This window comes from Nocardioides sp. SYSU D00065 (genome assembly GCF_017916425.1).
Taxonomy (GTDB): domain Bacteria; phylum Actinomycetota; class Actinomycetes; order Propionibacteriales; family Nocardioidaceae; genus Nocardioides.
This window is the reverse complement of sequence record NZ_JAFMSX010000002.1, coordinates 472444-491588: the sequence shown is the minus strand read 5'-3', so window position 1 is coordinate 491588 and position 19145 is coordinate 472444. Positions and strand designations below refer to the sequence as shown.

14 protein-coding genes are annotated in these 19145 nt (G+C 73.9%); 6 read left to right on the top strand and 8 right to left on the bottom strand.

All coding sequences use genetic code 11. The features are described from left to right. The first annotated feature begins 39 nt into the window (after positions 1 to 39). The gene (locus tag J3P41_RS10450) at positions 40 to 1995 is read left to right on the top strand and encodes a hypothetical protein (RefSeq protein WP_210650231.1); all 1956 of its coding nucleotides are present in this window, start codon (positions 40 to 42) and stop codon (positions 1993 to 1995) included. Positions 1996 to 2093: 98 nt separating this feature from the next. Here the strand turns inward: J3P41_RS10450 and J3P41_RS10445 are convergent, their stop codons facing one another. From J3P41_RS10445 to J3P41_RS10425, 5 genes are all read right to left on the bottom strand, one after another. After that, entirely contained in the window at positions 2094 to 2519 is a 426-nt protein-coding gene (locus tag J3P41_RS10445) for a hypothetical protein (protein ID WP_210650230.1), read from the bottom strand. 89 nt (positions 2520 to 2608) lie between these two features. Beyond that, positions 2609 to 5731, bottom strand: coding sequence for a BTAD domain-containing putative transcriptional regulator (locus tag J3P41_RS10440; protein ID WP_210650229.1), 3123 nt, complete (start codon positions 5729 to 5731; stop codon positions 2609 to 2611). Between the two features lie 95 nt (positions 5732 to 5826). Continuing rightward, positions 5827 to 6777: an alpha/beta fold hydrolase gene (locus tag J3P41_RS10435; RefSeq protein ID WP_210650228.1), complete on the bottom strand. Its 951-nt coding sequence runs from the start codon at positions 6775 to 6777 to the stop codon at positions 5827 to 5829. 107 nt (positions 6778 to 6884) lie between these two features. Beyond that, a complete protein-coding gene (locus tag J3P41_RS10430) occupies positions 6885 to 7922 on the bottom strand; it encodes a GNAT family N-acetyltransferase (RefSeq protein WP_210650227.1) in 1038 nt (345 codons plus the stop codon). Beyond that, positions 7919 to 9607, bottom strand: coding sequence for an ABC-F family ATP-binding cassette domain-containing protein (locus tag J3P41_RS10425; RefSeq protein ID WP_210650226.1), 1689 nt, complete (start codon positions 9605 to 9607; stop codon positions 7919 to 7921). The genes J3P41_RS10430 and J3P41_RS10425 overlap by 4 nt, the downstream gene beginning before the upstream one ends. Positions 9608 to 9826: 219 nt before the next feature. On the opposite strand from J3P41_RS10425, the gene J3P41_RS10420 reads away from it, so the two are divergent. Continuing rightward, on the top strand, positions 9827 to 11269 hold the full coding sequence (locus J3P41_RS10420) for an HNH endonuclease signature motif containing protein (protein WP_210650225.1): 1443 nt from the start codon (positions 9827 to 9829) through the stop codon (positions 11267 to 11269). 269 nt (positions 11270 to 11538) lie between these two features. After that, a complete protein-coding gene (locus J3P41_RS10415) occupies positions 11539 to 12801 on the top strand; it encodes an Nramp family divalent metal transporter (protein WP_210650224.1) in 1263 nt (420 codons plus the stop codon). Between the two features lie 12 nt (positions 12802 to 12813). Here J3P41_RS10415 and J3P41_RS10410 read toward each other — a convergent pair whose 3' ends face one another. Genes J3P41_RS10410 through mgrA form a run of 3 tightly spaced genes read right to left on the bottom strand, consistent with a single transcriptional unit; the run spans position 12814 to position 16024 of the window. Then, complete coding sequence (locus J3P41_RS10410; RefSeq protein WP_210650223.1) at positions 12814 to 13548, bottom strand: N-acetyltransferase; 735 nt, start codon at positions 13546 to 13548, stop codon at positions 12814 to 12816. A gap of 41 nt (positions 13549 to 13589) precedes the next feature. Next, positions 13590 to 14981, bottom strand: coding sequence for an FAD-dependent oxidoreductase (locus tag J3P41_RS10405; protein WP_307861932.1), 1392 nt, complete (start codon positions 14979 to 14981; stop codon positions 13590 to 13592). Next, positions 14978 to 16024 (bottom strand): L-glyceraldehyde 3-phosphate reductase, encoded by a 1047-nt coding sequence (gene mgrA, locus J3P41_RS10400; protein ID WP_210650222.1) that lies wholly within the window; start codon positions 16022 to 16024, stop codon positions 14978 to 14980. The genes J3P41_RS10405 and mgrA overlap by 4 nt, the downstream gene beginning before the upstream one ends. A gap of 99 nt (positions 16025 to 16123) precedes the next feature. Between mgrA and J3P41_RS10395 the strand changes: the two genes are divergently transcribed. From J3P41_RS10395 to J3P41_RS10385, 3 genes are read left to right on the top strand one after another with little or no spacing between them, the layout of a single operon-like run. Beyond that, positions 16124 to 17368 (top strand): cytochrome P450, encoded by a 1245-nt coding sequence (locus J3P41_RS10395; RefSeq protein WP_246861929.1) that lies wholly within the window; start codon positions 16124 to 16126, stop codon positions 17366 to 17368. Between the two features lie 40 nt (positions 17369 to 17408). Further along, complete coding sequence (locus J3P41_RS19290; RefSeq protein ID WP_307861931.1) at positions 17409 to 18155, top strand: sortase domain-bontaining protein; 747 nt, start codon at positions 17409 to 17411, stop codon at positions 18153 to 18155. 42 nt (positions 18156 to 18197) lie between these two features. Beyond that, positions 18198 to 19145, top strand: coding sequence for a phosphotransferase family protein (locus J3P41_RS10385; RefSeq protein WP_210650220.1), 948 nt, complete (start codon positions 18198 to 18200; stop codon positions 19143 to 19145).

The window sequence follows — 19145 nt, the reverse complement described above, 5'->3', positions numbered from 1 at the left end:
GCTCCCGGCTCGAGCCGGGCCACACGAGGAGAGGGACAGATGTACCTGAGAACCCTGGCGCTGCGGGCCATGACGCTCGCGGCCGCCACCCTGACCCTGGTCGGCGTGACCAGCGTCGTGACCGCCCCCGCCCACGCCGGCCAGGTCGGCGTGACCATCTCGATCACCGGCGCGGGCTTCGTTCGCGTCGTGGAGGGAACGGTGGCGGACAACGTCTTCGGCGAGTGCAACGCGAGCGAGAACGCCGCCAACCCCACCGCGACCAAGACCTGCGCGCGGATGAGGAGCGAGGCGCCGTTCGAGGCCTGGCTGTGGCTGCGGCCCTACCCGTCGTACGGCTGGAAGATCTCCCCGAGCGGGTGGCGCGGCTGCGACAAGACCCGCGTCCACCTGGGCGTGACCGAGTGCGGCGTGGGCTCCGGCGCCTTCAGCAGCGACGAGCGGACGCCCTCGATCACCTTCTACGACGACACCCCGCCCACGCTCACCCTCCTGGCAGCAGAGCCGGCGGAGCGTACGGACCGTACGGCGCGGATCGAGTTCAGCGCCAACGAACGGGTCAACGCCTACTGCCGGATCGACGGAGGCGACTGGATGGGCTGCAAGTCGCCGTTCCTCCCCACCTTCGCCACCGACGGCGCCCATCAGGTCGACGTCCAGGTGGTCGACCTCTCGCAGAACCCGAGCGAGGTCATCTCCCGCAGCATCGAGCTCGTGGACACCGTCATCGAGCACGGCCCTCCGGCGCTCACCAACAGCACGACGGCCCCCTTCACCTTCAGCACGCGGGGTGGCCGCACGTTCCAGTGCTCCCTGGACGACGGGGACCTCACGTACTGCGGCTCCGGCCCACGCGCGGCTCACAGCTTCGCGGGGCTGGCCGACGGCCGGCACACCGTCCTGGTGTGGGCCCACGGCACGACGGCGGACCCGGTCCCGGCCATCCACGCCTGGGTGGTCGACACCGTCGCTCCCGAGACCACGCTCGTCGAGAGGCGCGTGCTCGGGAAGCAGGCGCGCTTCGCGACCAGCCTGTCCGGCGCCACCGCGCAGGAGTGCCGCATCACCAGAGACGGAGCCGTCGGCGCATGGTCGACCTGCACCAGCCCGGTGGAGCTGCGCGACCTCGCCGACGGGACGTACACGATCGAGATCCGCGCCAAGGACGCGGCGGGCAACGTGGACCCCACTCCGGCCTCCCACACCTGGACGGTCGACGAGGCGCCGACGGACCCGGATCCCACCGACCCGGACCCCACCGACCCGGACCCCACCGACCCGGATCCGACCGACCCGGACCCCGGCAGCCCCACCGACCCGGGCCCCATCGGTCCCGGCCCGACGACGCCCAGCGCACCGGCTCCGCAGCCGGCGCCGCAGGACACCGTCGCTCCGGACACCGCACTCACGACCGGACCCGCGGAGGCGACGTTCGTGACCTCCGATCGCACCGCCCTCGGGTGGTCGGCCACTGAGGGCGCGACCGCGTACGTGTGCACCCTCGACGGCGCCCCGCTCGCCTGCTCGGGCACGGCGACGGAGCTCACCGGACTCGCTGCCGGCACGCACCGCTTCTCAGTGGCCGCGATCGACGCCGCGGGCAACCGCGACGCGACCCCGGCCACGCGATCCTGGACCGTCCCGATCGCCAGCCGTGCACTGAAGCACGGCAAGGGGTGGAAGGAGAGGCGTGCCGCCACCGCGTACGCCGGCTCGTACGCCACGTCGCGCCGCCGCGGTGCGGTGCTGTCCACGCGGGTGCGCGGTGCACGTGCGGTCGCCCTGGTCGCGACCACGGGACGCCGCCACGGCACGGTCAAGGTGTACGCCGGCACGAAGCTGCTCGGCACGGTGCGCCTGTCCGCGCGGAGGTCCGGCACCCGCCGCGTGCTCCCGGTCGCCACCCTCCCGGCGCCGTACACCGGCAGGATCCGCGTCGTCGTCGCCCGCGCCGGCAAGCAGGTGCGGATCGAGGGTCTGGGGATCGCCAGCTGATCCGCCGACCACTCCAACGGCACGAGGCCCCCTCCCGATCGGGAGGGGGCCTCGTGCGTGACGGGGGTGATGATGTGGCGGCTGCAGCGCCGAGCCGGTCAGACCAGCGGAGCGGGGGCGACGTGCGGCACGCTCTCGACCGCCGTCCACACGCGGGTCCCGCGACTGCGGGCGACGGCGACCAGCTCGTCGGCGACCGCGGAGTGTCCGCCGGTGCGCACGACACCGTCGCAGCGCTCCAGCAGCCGACGGGCGTACGGATGGACGACCTGGGGCTGAGCGGGGTCGGCGTCGGCCCCCTCCCCCGTCGTCTGCTCCTCGGGCGTCGTCGAGGCGATGGCCTCATCCGTCAGCGGCACGTGCCCTCGCCGGAACAGCTCGAGGCCGGCGGCCGCGACCTCGTCCGGGCCCGAGCCGTGCGGGCCGACGACGAGCAGGAGCAGCGGAGCGGGGACGGTCTTCGGGGTGAACAGCTCCTCCAGGGTGGGCGGCGCTGCGGCGGGCTCGGGGCCAGCGATGGTCATGGTTCTCCTCTCGCGCCCGGCGGTCGCCGGGCCGACTCCAGCCTTCCGGCCGCGTCTTGCCCCTCGATTGCGCGAGGCTTGCGCACTCGTCAGCCGAGGACGTCGAGGGGGACACCCTGCTCGCGCGCCGCAGCCCGAGCCGCGGCGAGGTCGGCCGCGGTGTCGTGCCCGCGCTGCGCCTGGATGCGTGATCGCAGCAGGTGCAGGTGGACGAGGTGGAACCGCTCCCCGGTCTGGTCCGACAGGGTCAGGGCGTGCTCCACGACCTCGAGGGCGTCGTCGGCGTGACCGGCGAGCAGCCGACTCTCGGCGAGCAGCCCCACCATCAGGTGCGCGAACATCTGTCCCGTGGGCAGCGACGCGTCGATGGCCCGGCGCAGCATCGCCTCGCCCGCCGCGGGGTCGCCCAGCCGGGCGGCGGAGGCGCCGGCCGGGATCAGGGCGAAGCCCTCGAGCTGCTCGAAGCCGTGCTCCCGGGCGAGGTCGAGACCGCGGGCCGCGCGGTCCGCCGCGCCGACGGGTCGCTCGAGCCACAGCAGCCGCAGGCCCTCGAGGATCTCGGCGAACGTGCGCGTGTAGGGATGGGCCAGCTGCTCGGCGAGCGCCAGCGACTCGAGCGCAACCCGGTCCGAGCCGGCCTCGTCGCCGCTCAGGGCCAGGACCACCGCGAGCACACCGCGTGCCTGGACGCCCGGGTGCTGCAGGAACAGGTCCAGCGGGACGGCGTCGCCCTGCGCGTCCGCGCGCCGTACGGCGTCCTCGAGGGCCGCCCGCGCCTCGGCGAGCCGCCCCTCGTACCACCGCGTCTGCCCGAGCGCCGTGCTCGCGGCGATCGCCAGCAGCGGGTCGCCCGTCGCATCGGCGGCCCGCGCGAGCCGGTCGCAGGCGGTCAGCGCGGTGGCGTAGTCACCGGACACGACCGCGACGCCCCAGGTCCCCCACAGCGCGGAGAGCAGGTGCTCGGCGGCGCCGATCTCCTCCGCCAGCACCAGCGCCCGGCGCCGCAGCTCGCTGACCTCCGCGGCGTTGTAGCCCAGCCTCAGCGTGACCAGCGAGCCCAGCCGGACGAGCACGTCCAGCTCCAGCGCGGGCCGCGCCTCCGGTGGTGCCATCGGGACCGTGTCGAGGGCCAGCCGGGTCGTACGCTCCGCGTCACGCAGGGCCAGGCGCTGCTCGGCGTGCTGGGCGGCGCGCAGCAACCAGGCCACGGCGCGGACGGGATCACCCGTCGCACCGGCCTCGGCGTAGTGGTGTGCCAGCGCGGCGGTGCGGGCCTCGTCCTCGCCGCCGTACGTCTCCAGCACGGCCGCGACCCGGGCGTGCAGCGCCGCGCGCCGCTGGGGGCCCAGGCTCGCCGCGATGGTCTCCTGGACGAGGGCGTGGCTGAACCGCTGCTCGCCGCCGGTGAGGTCCGGGGTCAGCAGACCGGCGCGCACCGCACGGTCCAACGACTCGGCCACGTCGAAGCGCGGCCGGCGCAGGAGCTCGGCCAGCAGCCCGACCGCGAACGTGCGCCCGATGACGGACGCGCTGTCCAGCACCTCGCGGTCGTCGGCCGGCAGCCGGCGGAGCCGACGCTCGATGACGGCGCGGACCCCGGTGGGCACCGGTACGTCGGCCCGGCCGGACGCGCGCCGCTCCTCGTCGAAGAGCCGGGCCAGCTCGTCGAGGTAGAAGGGATTGCCCTCCGTGCGCTCGCGGAGCGCGGCGGCGACGTTCTCCTCGACCGGCGCGCCGATCCGTTGGGCCACGAGCTCGCCGACCTCGGCCACGTCCAGCCCGCTCAGCGCGATCCGGCGCAGCCGCGGCGCCCGGGCCAGGACGGCGACCACGTCGTCGGCGGCCAGCGCGTCGGAGGGGTCGCGCACCGACACGACCAGGGCCAGCCGCGCGGCGCGCGTCGCCGCGGCGACGTGCTCGGTCAGCTCGACCGACTCCTCGTCGGCCCAGTGCATGTCCTCCAGGACGACCACGACGCTGCGGTGCGCGCTCGCGGCGGTGAGGAAGGCCACCACGCCGTCGTAGAGGCGGGCGCGCGCGACCTCGGGGCCGTCCGCCACGAGACGCGAGTCGGCGTGCCCGGGCAGCAGCAGCGCCGCGGCCGCGGCGCGGCCCGCGAGGGCGGCTGCGACCTCCTCGGGAGGCAGCGCGTCTGCCAGCGCGGTGAGCGCCTGCTCCCAGGGCCAGTACGCGGGCGCGCCGTCGTGGTCCCAGCACCGCCCCCAGACGACGAGCGCCTCGGCGCCCACCGTCCGCACGGCCTCCTCGAGAAGGCGGGTCTTGCCGATGCCCGCCTCGCCCGTCACGGTCGTGACCGACGCCGGGCCCGGCGCGGGGACGTGGAGCCCGGCGCGCAGCTCGGCAAGCTGCTCGGCCCTGCCGACCATCGCGGCGTGGTCCGGGGAGGCGCTCGGGCGGGCACCTGCCCCGTCGGCCGCCGCCGGAGCGGGCACCTGCGCCGGCAGCGGCGCCTGCAGATCGGGGTCCTGGCGCAGGATCCGCTCGTGCAGCCGCTGCAGCGACGGCCCGGGGTCGAGTCCGAGCTCGTCGGCCAGGGCGTCGCGCGCCTGTTCGTAGAGCTCCAGCGCCTCCACCTGACGACCGGTGCGGTACAGCGCGAGCATCAGGCTGGCGCGCAGCGACTCACGCAGCGGGTGCTGCTCGACCAGGGCGGGCAGCTGCTCCACCACGTCGGCGTGCCGGCCCAGCTCGAGGTCGAGCTCGGCGGCGAGCTCCTGGGCGGCCGTGCGGGTGGCGTCCAGACGTGCGGCCTCGGCCTCGGCGGCGAGCGTGCGGACGTCGTCGTACGCCGGGCCGCGCCACAGCGCCAGCGCTGCCGTGAGGTGCTGGCGCGCGCTCGCCGCGTCGTCGGTCGCCCGGGCCCGGGCGACGAGGTCGGCGAACCGCACGGCGTCGACCGCCCCCGGCTCGAGAGCGAGCCGGTAGCCGGCGGCGTCGGTGGCGATGACGCCGTCACCGAGGCGGCCGCGGAGGCGGGAGATGATGGCGTGCAAGGTGCTGGTGGACGCGGCGGACTCCCCCCATACCCGGGCCAGCAACGCGTCGACCGAGACCGGCCGCCCGACGTCGGCGACCAGGGTCGCCAGCACCTCCCGGTGGCGGCGGGGACCCAGGTCCACCGCTCGGCCGTCCACCCTGACCTGCAGCGTCCCCAGCACGTCGACCTCGACCGCGCCGCTGCTCACGTCCATCCGTTCGTCCCCCTCGTCCGTCGTCGGCGACGGTGGTCGCCCGGACGAGGGTGGCGGTACGGGCTTGCAGCTCGCTTGCAGGCTCGTTGCGGTGCTTAGGCGGAGGGCGCCGCCAGCGGCGCGCCGACGGAGCCCATAGGCTGCGACGCCGGCTCGGATGCCGGCTCGTCGGCCGTGCCGGAGTCCCGGAGCAGGCTCGCGACGACGCTCGGCTCCTCCAGGTGCGGCGAGTGCCCGACCTGCGGCAGGAGGTGGGTGCGCCAGTGCGGACGCAGCGCCGTGAGCTGCTCGAGTCCGCCGGGGTCGAGCACCCGGTCCAGGGCGCCGTGGACGATCCGGACGGGCTGGTCCACCCGGGAGATGACGTCACGGTAGCCGCGGCCGCCGGCGACGAGCATCCCTACGGACCGGGCGGCCCGGATGAAGCCGGCGAGGGGGTCCTCGCCCCCGTCGTAGGCCGCCTGCATCTCAGCGGTGACGGCCTCGACGACCTCCGAGAGGCCGGTCACGGAGGCACACGTCAGTCGGAACCTGTCCCAGACGTAGTCCTCCAGGCTCTGGCGCGACAGCCGCCGCTGCAGGGCGAGCAGGCCCACGCGTGGCCACAGGCACACGGCGACGTGCGGGATCAGTGCCGGGCTCATGAGCCGCGCCCCGTCACGCGGCGCCGGCGGGGCCAGGAGGAGCAGCCGGCTCACCGACGACGGGGCCGAGGCGGCGGTGAGCATCGAGACGGCCGCCCCCATCGAGTGGCCGACGAGGACCACCGGACCGACCTGCAGCTCGTCGATCACCCCTTCCAGCACCCGCGCTGACTCGGCCACGGACATCGTGCGTCCCTGCGCCGGGGACCGACCGTGCCCGGGCAGGTCGATGGCCAGCACCCGCAGGGACGGCCCGACCGCGTCCGCGAAGGTCCGCCACACCGACGAGGACCCGCCCAGGCCGTGGACGCAGAGCACGACCGGAGCGTGCCGCGACCCGCCGAAGTCGGTGACGTGGACGGGGCCGTCGACGTCGAGCAGCAGGGATCGGACATCGGCCACGGCGACCTCCGGGTACGAGAAGCGGCGCGGCCGCCGTCTCGACCGGGTGAGGTCGACGTAGGTACCCCGTTGTCGTCGCGTTCATGCCCCGTTCATCCCGCGACGGTTCAGCCGAGCCTCTTCTGGAAGTCCCCCAGCCGGGCGACCGGCCGGAACCCGAGCGCCCGGTTGATCGCGATCATGTGGTCGTTGACCTCGGCGTTGTAGGTCGTGAGCCGCTCGATGTCGCGCCGTTCGCGCTGCAGGAGGCGCAGGTTGGCGACCTTGACCGCCATGCCGAGGCGGTGGCCGCGGTGCTCGCGTCGCACGAGCGTGCCCCACTGGTAGGCACGGCCGGGCTCGTGCTCGGTGGTGGCGAGGTCGGAGTAGGCGACCATCGCGCCCGTCGCATCGAGGGCGACGGTGACGTACTTCGTACGTCCCTGCCGCGCGGCCAGCGCCTCCCGCTCCCGGACGGCCTCCAGGCTGACGGCCTGCGGCTCGAGCGCGAGGTCGCCGGTGGGCGCCTCGGTCTCCAGGCTCGCGGTGATCTCCGCCCACCCGGCGAGCAGCTCGTCGGGCACCGGACCGACCCAGGAGCGCAGCTCGTACGCCGCGTGCTGGGCCGCCGCATCGGTCGCCAGCCGCGCGAGCGACTCGTCGGCCACCGGCAGCCGCAGCTCGCGCTGCACCTCCGACAGCGCCAGGGCGTAGCCCCGGCTGCGCGCGAACCCGGGACCGGCGGCTCCCGCGCCGCTGGGACCCGCCTCGTAGGGCCAGGAGGCCAGGCTGTTCAGGACGCGTCGCCCGCGCTCGAGCGCCACCTCCTCCAGCCTTCGCAGGACCGCGGTGCCGAGACCTCTGCGGCGGTGGGCGGGAAGGACGTGGACGAGGACCTCGGCCAGCTCGTGGTTGTCGAGCAGCGGGGTGCGCATCCAGCCGCTGGCCACGGTCTCGCCGTCCAGCACGCCTGCCCAGCCTCCGGTCCAGGAGTGCGAGGCGGTGTCCTGCATGGTGGCCCGCACCTCCTCGAGCCGCCAGGGCGTCGCAACCTCGCCCAGCTCGTGGCGCTCGGCGGCGTCGTAGACGTGGTGCCACGCGGCGAACGCGGCCTCGTTCGCCGGGTCGACCCCGACGACCTCGAGCCGGCTCGCGAGCGTGGTCATCGCGCCCGGACCACCCGTCCCTCGTCCCACACCGGACCGTCGGACTCGTAGACCTCGCCGTCGGATCCGTAGACCAGGAAGCGGTCGAAGCCGCGCGCGAACCACCGGTCGTGGGTCACCGCGAGCACCGTGCCCTCGAACGCCTCGAGCCCGGCCTCCAGCGCCTCGGCCGACTGGACGTCGAGGTTGTCGGTGGGCTCGTCGAGGAGCAGGAGGGTCGCGCCGGACAGCTCGAGCAGCAGGATCTGGAAGCGCGCCTGCTGCCCGCCGCTGAGCGACTCGAAGGTCTGCTCGCCGGCGTGCGCGAGCTCGTAGCGGTCGAGCACGCGAGCGGCCTGCTCGCGCCCCATGCCGGCACGACCGCCGGGCGCGCCGTCGCCGCGGTGCAGGATCTCCAGGAGGGTCCGGCCCACCAGCTCCGGGTGCTCGTGGGTCTGCACGAACCAGCCGGGCCGCACGCGCGCTCCCAGCTTGGCGGTGCCCGTGTGCGGCACCGGCGCGGGAGGGTCGCCGACCGGCCGGTGCTCCACGTCCGGGTCCGACCCGCCGGCCGCGAGGAGTCGCAGGAAGTGCGACTTCCCGGAGCCGTTGGAGCCCAGCACCGCCACGCGCTCGCCGTACCAGACCTCGAGGTCGAAGGGCTTCATCAGCCCGGTGAGCTCGAGACCGGTGCACACCACGGCTCGCTTGCCGGTGCGGCCGCCCTTGAGGCGCATCTTCACCTGCTGCTCGCGCGGCTGCTCGATGGGCGGGCCCGCCTCCTCGAACTTGCGCAGGCGGGTCTGCGCGGCGCGGTACTGCGAGGCCATCCCGTCGTTGTACTCCGACTTGATCTTGAGCCGCAGCACGAGGGCCTTGATCTTGGCGTGCTCCTCGTCCCACCGACGCCGCAGCTCCTCCAGGCGCGCGAACCGGTCGGTGCGGGCGTCGTGGTACGACGCGAAGTCGCCCGGGTGCGTCCACACGCGGTTGCCGGCGCTGCCGAGCTCGACGGTGACGATGCGGGTGGCGGTGTTGTTGAGCAGCTCGCGGTCGTGGCTGATGAACAGGATGGTCTTGGGCGACTCGCGGATCCGCTGCTCGAGCCAGATCTTGCCCGGCACGTCGAGGTAGTTGTCGGGCTCGTCGAGCAGCAGCACCTGGTCGGGACCGCGCAGCAGGTACTCCAGGACCAGGCGCTTCTGCTCGCCGCCGGACAGGGTGGTCAGCAGCCGGTGCCGGGCCCGGTCGAACGGCAGTCCCATCGCGGCCGTGGTGCACACGTCCCAGGTGACCTCGACGTCGTAGCCGCCGGCGTCGGCGTACTCCCCCAGCGCCTCGGCGTAGGCCAGCTGGGTCTTCTCGTCGTCGACCTCCATCAGCGCGAGCTCGCACTCGTCGACCCGCGCCGACGCCTGCCGCATCCGCTCGGGCGCGACGGACAGCAGCAGGTCGTGGACGGTCTCGTCACCCCCGCCGTGCCCGACGAACTGGCGCATCACGCCGAGGCCGCCGGACCGGGTGACGGCGCCGGCATGGGGCGTCAGGTCACCGGTCACGATCCGCAGCAGGGTCGTCTTCCCGGCCCCGTTGGCGCCGACGAGGGCGACCTTCTGACCGTCGCCGACCCGGAAGCTGACGTCGTCGAGCAGCACCCGCCCGTCCGGCAGCTCGTAGCGCACTCCAGCGACATCCACGTGACCCACGACAGACGATTGTCCCCGCCCGCCGCTGCCCCGTCACTCGATTTGTGGGGCCAGGCCCCGACGGTTGCCAGGTGGGCACTGCTGCGCTGGACGAGCCTCCCGCGCGGACTGGCAAGGCGTCAGCGTTCCGCGTTCCGACCAACCGGGTGCGACTCGACTGTCATCCCCAGGCCCCCGGAGAACTCGACGTTGTCATTGGAACGGAGTAGAATCGAACACATGATCGAGACGCTGGCAGGGCCGCGAGGCGCAGAGGCCGAGGACCTCTCCGCCTCCGCACTGCTGGCTGCGATCAAGGAGCGGAAGGCCGCAGAGGACCGCGCCGCCGCCGACCAGCTCGACCTCGCCGCCCGGTGGGCCGACCTGCACCCTCCTGAGTCGATCCACGCAGCTGCGTCGTTCACTGTGCCGGGGTGTGAGCACGAGGAGCCCATCGCCGGTGAGGGTGCGCCGTTGGTGGCGGAGTTCTGTGTCGCGGAGCTCGGCGCCGTGCTCGGCATCTCGACGACCGCGGCGAAGCGGCTCATCGGTCACGCGCTCGAGCTGCGCCACCGGCTGCCTCGGCTGTGGGCGCAGGTCCAAGCAGGCGCCGTGCCGGCGTGGCGCGCCCGGTCGGTCGCCGAGGCGACGATCCACGCCACACCGGCGCTGACCCGCGAGGCAGCGGGCTGGGTCGACAGCCAGGTCGCTGCCGTGGCCGGGCGCATCGGTCCCGCGCAGCTGGACCGGCTCGTCGCCGAGACCATCAAGCGGTACGACCTCGCAGCGCCCGATCCGGCCGCTGACCCGGAGGACGGCTACCTCGCCGTGGACCCGCGCCACGTCACGATCGACACGCAGGACGTGCACTACGCCGGGACCATGCGCCTCGAGGCGGAGCTCGACCTCGCCGATGCCCTCGACCTCGACCGGGCACTGGCGCACGGCGCCGCGACGCTGGCCGCGCTCGGCTCGGCCGAGCCGTTGGACGCTCGCCGGGCCAAGGCGCTCGGTGACCTGGCCCGCACCCAGACTGCCCTGGACCTCCACGCTCAAGGCGCCACGGAGGCGTGGGCACACGACGGGCTCCCGGTCGCGCGGGAGGTCGTGCTGCACGCCCACTTCGACGCCACCCCTCGCGGCGACGCCGACGGGACCACTCACACCGCGTTCGGTCCCGCCGGCCGGCTCGAGGAAGGCCAGCGGCTCGTCCTGCTGGACCAGGTCAAGGGATGGTGCGCCGACACCCGCACCAAAGTCACCATCAAGCCCGTCATCGACCTCAACGCCGACCTCACCACCCCCGGCTACGACATCCCCGACCGGATCCGCGAGCAGGTCGTCCTCCGCGACCGGACGTGCGTGTTCCCGTGGTGCAGCAGACCCGCCCGTGGCTGCGACATCGACCACGTCACCCCGTTCGACCCCGACGCCGACGCCGACGCCGACGCCGACGCCGAGGGTCGGCCACAATCCGGCCCGACCACCACGTCCAACCTCGCCGCCCTCTGCCGCACCCACCACCGGCTGAAGACCCACTCCGCCTGGCACTACGAGATGACGTCGAACGGCATCTTCGAGTGGACCAGCCCCCACGGACACCGCTACCGGCGCGACCGCACCGGCACCACCCCGATCGACGCCTCGGATCCGCCCGGCATCCCACGCCCGCGCCGACGATGACCCCGCCCCGCACCCCGCCGAGCCGATGACGGCGGGGTCAGCGGCACGTCGTCACCCGCGACAGCCCCCGCACTCCCACGTCAGCCGCCGAACCCGGGCTCGACCGACACCACCCCGTTCAGCTGGGAAGCCGCGGCTCCACCCGGACCAACCCCCTCCGTCGCCACAGGCATGAGCAACCACGTCGCGCGCCGTACCACCCACCGTCCCCACCCCAGGGGACCCACCACCCGCGACAACCGGTCCAGACCGGTTCTAGGGTGAAGCGCATGGCTTCCTCCACCCCCGCAGAGCAGAGCACCGTCCCCCGGTGGCGCATCATCGGCCCCGGCCTCGTCGTGGCGGCGACCGGCGTGGGCGGCGCGGACCTCGTCGCAACCCTGGTCGCCGGGCAGAAGTTCGGCTACACGTTGCTGTGGTGCGTGGTCGTCGGGTGCGTCATGAAGATCGTGCTGGTCGAGGGCGCCGGCCGCTACTCGCTGGCGACCGGCCGGACGATCTTCCAGGGCTGGCGCTCGCTGGGCCGGTGGACGACCTGGTACTTCGGGCCCTACATCGTCATCTGGGGATTCGTCTACGGCGCCGCCGCGATGGCCGGCACCGGCCTGGCGCTGGACGGGCTGCTCGGCGGGCTGTCGGTCACCTGGTGGGGCATCCTGTCCGGCCTGCTCGGCCTCGCGCTGGTGTGGAGCGGTCGCTACGAGCTGTTCGAGAAGGTGCTCGCCGGGTTCGTCGGCCTGATGTTCGTGACGATGGTCGGAGCGGCCCTGCTGACGCTGCCCAACCTCCCCGAGCTCCTCACCGGCCTCGCGCCGCGCATCCCGGACGGCGGACTGGTCAACACGCTCGCCCTGGCCGGTGGTGTCGGCGGCACGATCACGCTGGCGGCGTACGGCTACTGGTTGCGCGAGAAGGGCTGGAGCAACCCGACGTACATGCGCGTCATGCGCCTCGACAACTCCATCGCCTACGTCGTCACCGGCATCTTCGTGCTGGCCACGCTCATCGTCGGCGCCGAGCTGCTCTACTCCACCAGCATCGCCATCGAGGGCGGCGACCGGGGCCTGCTCGACCTCTCGGTGGTCCTGCAGGACCGCTACGGCGAGTGGGCCGGCAAGGTGTTCCTGGTCGGGTTCTGGTCGGCCGCGATGTCGTCGCTCGTGGGGGTCTGGAACGGCGTGAGCCTGATGTTCGCCGACTTCATGACCCACGTGACCGGCGGCGACAGCACCGACGCGGACGCCCGCGCCGGCGGCAAGTGGTACAAGGCCTACATCCTGTGGCTGACCTTCCCGCCGATGGCGATGATGTTCCTCGGCGAGCCGGTCTGGCTGATCCTGGCCTACGGGGTGCTGGGCGCGTTCTTCATGCCGTTCCTCGCCGTCACGCTCCTGTGGCTGCTCAACACCGACCGCACGCCGCGCGAGTGGCGCAACAAGCTGCACTCCAACGTGCTGATGGCGCTGTGCGCGCTGGCGTTCCTGGCGCTGTGCGTCAACGAGCTGCGCAAGGCGACCGCCCAGTACCTCTGAGCGGCGCGCCGGTCACACTCCCGTGGCGTGGCGCACCCACACGTTCGGCTCGACGTAGGTCGCCGTGCCGTGCTCGGCGTCGCACCACACGGGGGCCAGCGCCCCGGGCACGACGACGGGACCGGTGGTGTCGAACGGCAGGCCGGTCCACTGCCGCCACTCCGACAGGGTGCCGGGGATGACCATCGAGCGCGACGCGACCCGGTCGACGCGGCCGCCGGCGCGCACGTGCACGCGCAGCCACGGGTCGACCGGCAGGCCGTCGTCCCGGGTGCGCGAGGCGTACGACGCCATCGGCTCGTGCACGTCTGCCTTGCCGTTGGGCCGCACCGGGGCGAGGAGCTCGGTGAACCCGAGGCGCCCGGCGTTGTCGCGCAGCGCGGCCAGGATGCGCTGCGACAGGCCGGTGCCCTGGAGGGCGGGCTCGACGGCGATCTCGACGGCGCTGACGGCGTTCGGCTCCTCGCCCCAGAGCAGGGCGAGCAGCCCGCTGCGGATCGCAGCGTCCCAGCCTCCGTCCGGCAGCTCGCCGGCGGGCAGCTGGAAGGGCACAGAGTGCGCCTTGGCCACCTGCCGGCCGCTGTCGTCGAGGCACACGAGCACGAACTCGGAGAACTCGCTCAGCACGTTGTAGTAGGCGTTGCCGATCGGGTCGTGCTTCATGAACTCCGGCCACGACGTCTCGAGGTCCCAGAAGGTCTCCATGAGCTCGGGGCGCTCGGCGAGGGTGACGATCTCCAGCTCCATGCCGCCATCCTGGCGGGGCAGGCAACCGATTTCCGCCGCGCTCAGAGCCGCTCGGCGACCCGCCGAGCCGCCACCTGCAGGACCTCCCACGTCGTCGCGAACGGCGGCGCGTACGCGAGGTCCATCCAGGCCAGGTCGTCGACCGTCCCCCCGTGCCACAGCACGGCCGCCGCCGCGTCGACCCGCTTGCCCGCTCCGTGCCCCCCGACGACCTGGACGCCGAGCAGGCGCCGCGTCGTCCGGTCGGCCATCACCCACAGCGCGATCGGCTCCGCCTCGGGCATGTAGCCGCTGGCGGTGGTCCCCTCCGTCAGCAGGGCGACGGCGTCGTACCCCGCCTCCTCGGCATCGGCACGGGAGAGCCCGGTGCGCGCGATCTCGAGGTGGACCTCGCCGACGGAGAAGCGGGTGATGGAGGTGTCGACCATCCCGTCGAAGGTCAGCGAGCCGCCGGCCAGCGAGTCGCCCAGGGCGCGACCGTGCTTGGCGGCGTGGGTGCCGAGCGGCCGGAACACCCACCTGTCGTCGATGCGCCGGCGGACCTCGCAGCAGTCGCCGGCCGCCCACACGTGGTCGGCCACCCGCCCGTGCGGGTCGGGCCGCAGCGCCCCACCCTCCGTCAGCCGGAGGCCCGTGCCCGCAGCGTGCGCGCCGCGGAGGAACTCGGTCGCGGGCCGCACCCCGATCGCCACCACCACCAGGTCGGCGTCCCGGCTGCCACCGTCCCACCGCACCCCGGTCACGCGGTCCCCGTCGAGGGCCAGGCCGGTCACCTCGGCGCCCAGCACGAGCTCGACGCCCGCGTCGCACAGGGCGAGGTTGACCCGCTCCGACATCTCGTCCTCGAGCATCGACATGCCGCGCCCCCGCGTCAGCACGGTGACGCCGCAGCCGCGCCGCAGGGCGGCCTCGGCGACCTCGACGCCGACGTAGCCGGCACCCACCACGACGACGTGCGCGCCGTCGCCGGCCCCGGCGAGGCGGTCGAGCCACGCGGCGCCGTCGTCGAGGGTCTTGACGGTGCCCACGCCGTCGTACGCCGTGCCGTCGGGTCGCAGCGCCCAGTCGGGCATGACGGCCGGCGCGCCGGTGGCGACGACCAGCTCGTCGTACGCGACCTGCTCGCCGCCGGATGTGGTGACCGTCCGGGCCGACAGGTCGGCGTCCACCACCTCGACCCCGAGCCGGAGGTCGATCCCGGCCTCGCGGTGCTGCTCGGCCGTCCGGGCGACCAGGTCGTCGGCGCTGCCGACCTCGCCGGCCATCCAGTAGGGGATGCCGCAGGCGCTGTAGGAGGTGTGGTGCCCGCGCTCCAGGACGGTCACGGCGAGCTCGCGACCGGTGCGCCTCGCCGTGCGCAACGCCTGATGGGCGGCCGACATCCCGGCCGCGTCGGCGCCCACGACGACGACGCGGACCGGGGCCGGGGTCACTGCTCGGTCTGCTTCGCCCAGAGGTTGATGCCCGACTCGACGGCGTACCGGTCGATCTCGGCGATCTCCTCGTCGGTCAGCGGCGGCGCGGAGAGGGCGTCCAGGTTGGTGTCGAGCTGCTCGACGCTCGAGGCGCCGATGACGGCGCTCGTGACCCGCTGGTCGCGCAGCACCCACTGCAGGGCCAGCTGGGCGAGCTTCTGCCCGCGTCGCTCGGCGACGGCGTTGAGGGCACGCACCCGCTCGAGGACGTCGTCGTCGAGCCCGGTCATCGTCGAGTCGTCGCGGGCGGCGCGGGAGTCCGAAGGGACGCCGTCGAGGTAGCGGTCGGTGAGCAGGCCCTGGGCCAGGGCGGTGAAGACGATGCAGCCCATCCCCTGCTCCTCGAGCTCGTCGAGCAAGCTCTGCCCGCCCTCCTGCGGCGCCTCGATCCAGCGGTTGAGCATCGAGTAGGACGGCTGGTGGATGAGCAGCGGGGTGCCGAGCTCGCGGGCGATCGTGGCCGCCTCGTGGGTCTTGGCCGCCGAGTAGGAGGAGATGCCGATGTAGAGGGCCCGCCCCGAGCGCACCGCCGTGTCGAGAGCCATCATCGTCTCCTCGACCGGCGTCTCGGGGTCGAAGCGGTGGCTGTAGAAGATGTCGACGTAGTCCAGCCCCATCCGCTGCAGCGACTGGTCGAGCGAGGCCAGGACGTACTTGCGCGAGCCCCCGCCCTGGCCGTACGGGCCGGGCCACATGTCCCAACCGGCCTTGGTCGAGATCACCAGCTCGTCGCGGTACGTCTTGAAGTCGTCACGCAGGTAGCGCCCGAAGTTCTCCTCGGCCCGGCCGTAGGGCGGGCCGTAGTTGTTGGCGAGGTCGAAGTGGGTCACGCCCCGGTCGAAGGCGCGCCGCAGGATCGCTCGCTGGGTCTCCTCGGGACGGTCGGTGCCGAAGTTCTGCCACAGCCCCAGCGACAGGGCCGGGAGCTTGAGCCCGCTCCTGCCGGTGAACCTGTAGTGCATGCCGGCGTCGTACCTGTCAGAGGCTGCTTCGTAGGCCATGTGCCCATCCTGCCCGGTCCGCGCCCGAATGGCCCCCCGGGGACATGCCGGGGTCTTACCTGATGGTGCTTGCACCCCTAGGGGCGGTTGACTGGACCCATGGCAGTCTCCCTGCGACGTACGGCCCTCCGCGTTGCCGTGTCGTCGGCCCGACGCGTCCCGTCCAGCATCCGCTACCCCCTGCAACGCAACGGGGTCGACCCGGTGCCCCGCCTCGAGGCGAGCCGCAGCCGCGGCGACGTCGTCCAGCTGGCCCGGTTGCTCGGCACCCGCGTCTGGCTGGTGACCGGGTACGACGTCGCCCGGTCCGTACTCGCCGACTCCGACGCGTTCGCCAACGACGTGCGCGAGCTGATCGGCCGTCAGGACCGGGCCCCGGCCGAGCGCATCGGCGGCCTGGGCATGACCGACCAGCCGGACCACGGCCGGCTCCGGCAGGTGCTCACGCCGTACTTCACCCGCCGCCGGCTCGCCGAGCTGCAGGACGACATCGACCGTGTCGTCTCCGACGCGCTCGACGACATGGCCGCGCACGGTCCGGTCGTCGACCTGGTCGAGCGTTTCGGGTTCGCCGTGCCGTTCGGCGTCATCTGCGACCTGCTCGGGATGCCCGAGGTGGACCGCACCGCGTTCCGGCAGCACGGCGCCGCGCGCTTCGACCTGCGCGACGCCGGCACGAGCATCTTCGACACCGCGGCCGGGACCCGGCAGTTCCTCATCGACCTGGTCGCCGCCGAGCGGCGCGCGCCGTACCTGCCCGACGGCATCGTCGCCCGGATGGTCGCCGACCACGGCGCCGACTTCGACGACGTCGAGCTCGGCGGCCTCGCCGACGGCGTCTTCCTCGGCGGCTACGAGACCAGCGCGAGCATGCTCAGCCTCGGCACCTGGGTCCTGCTGCAGCACCCCGAAGCGTGGCAGGCGCTGCGCCGAGGCGAACGGCAGGAGGTCGACCGGGTCGTCGAGGAGCTGCTCCGCTTCGTCTGCCCCGTGCAGGTGGCGTTCCCCCGCATCGCGCGCCGCGAGGTGATGGTCGGCGACACGCGGGTGCGCGAGGGCGACGTCGTCGTGGTGTCCCTCACCGCCGCGGGCCGCGACCCCGCCCGTCATGTCGATCCCGCGCGATTCGACCCGACGACCGAGGCGGCCGGGACGCTCGCCTTCGGCCACGGGCTGCACCGGTGCGTGGGCGCCGAGCTGGCCCGCATGGAGCTGCGCAGCGCGCTCGTGGCGCTCGCACGACGCTTCCCCGACCTGTCGCTGGCGTGCGACCCCGCCGAGCTGCGCTTCACCGAGCTCGCCATCGTCCACGGCGTCGAGGCGCTGCCCGTGCGCCTGTCCTGAGGAGCCGGCGCCCACCCACCGGCTCGCTACCGTGGACGGGGTGGCAGCCCGCCCCGTCCGCGCCCCCGCGGCGCGCCGCGCCGCGGCTCTCCTCGCTGCGCTCCTCGTGGTGGCGACGGGGTGCACCGCCGAGCGTCGTACGACCGCCCCGCCGGCCCGGAGCGCCACGGCCACCAACCCGTCCGACGCGAGCGGCACGCCCGCGCCCGCGACCACCCGTGAGCCGACCGCGGAGCTCACCCCGAGGTCGGCTCCCGAGCCGGTGCTCCCCGAGCCGCGCCGCTCCTTCGTCACGATCCCGGCGATCGGGCTGCGGGACTTCCCTGTGGTGCGCTACGCCGGCTCGCCCGACGACGCCCCGGGCACCGCCCTGCAGAACGCGGGCGAGATGGCCTCGCCGCGTGGCCCGCGCGGCGGCACTGGTCCGGGCGAGGTGGGCAACTTCATCGTCACCGGGCACCGCCTGACCGGCACCGCTCCCCTGCGACACTCCCCCTCGCTGCGACGCGGCGACCGCATCCGGGTGCGGACCGGCGGCACCGTGTTCGTCTACGAGGTGCGACGCACGCGCTGGACGTCCTTCCGGCAGCCCGCCTCCCTGCGCGCCCAGCGGGCCCCGGTCCCGGGGCGACCGGGCGAGGCCGCGACCCGACCGATGATCACCCTGTCGACCTGCGCGACGCCCGAGGACCACGCCGCGGGCAACTACTGGTCCGACGAGTTCGACAACCCCGAGCACCGCATCGACAAGATCGGCGTCCTGGTCGCGACGCACCGCGCCCGATAATCCCGTTGCCCCGATCTGCGCGGACGAGGTGCAATGCGCGGCATGCAGCATCCGGCGCACTGCTCGGCGCAGCAGAGGTGGCGCGAGCCGTCGTTCGTCACGGCCGCCCACGCGTGGATCGACGAGCGGCTCGCCGCCCTCGGGTTGACCCGCAGTGGCGACGTCGAGCAGTCGCATGTCACGGACTGGTCCACCGTCATGCGGGTGCCGACCGACGCCGGCCCGCTGTGGTTCAAGGCCAACGACGCGACCATGGCACACGAGGCCGCCGTGCTGGAGCTGGTCGCCTCCCGGTCGGCCGGCCGGGTGCCCGCCCCGCTCGCCCGCGACGCCGACACCGGCTGGATGCTCCTGGCCGACGCCGGCCGCCGGCTGAGCGACGTGATCGCCGAGGAGCGCAGCCTCGCGCGCTGGCACGACGTGCTCGCGGCGTACGCCCGCGTGCAGATCGCGTGCGAGGGCGACGTCGACGCCCTGCTGGCCCTGGGACTGCCCGATCGGCGCCTGCACACGCTGCCCGGGGCGTACGCCCAGCTGCTCGCGGGACTCGACGACACCGACCCCCGCCTGCCGCCGGCGGATGCCATCGCGGACCTGTGCGAGCAGCTGGCCGGCCACGGCATCCGCGAGACCGTCCAGCACGACGACCTGCACGACGGCCAGGTGTTCCTCGGCTCCGGCGTGCACCAGGTGCTCGACTGGGGCGACGCGTGCGTCTCCCACCCGTTCCTCACGCTCGCGGTGACGCTGGAGGGCGTCGTCGCCTGGGGCGTCGAGGACGAGGAGGGCTCGGAGGACCTCGGGCCGCACCTCGCGGCGTACCTGCGTCCCTACGAGGAGGCGTACGGCCGCGACCCGGACGAGCTGCGCGAGGCCGCAGCCGTGGCGATGCGGCTCGGCTGGATCTGCCGCGCCGTCAACGGTGCGCTGCCGCAGGACCCCGGTCGGACCCACCTGCGCCTCAAGATGTTCCTCGACGCCCGGCCCTAG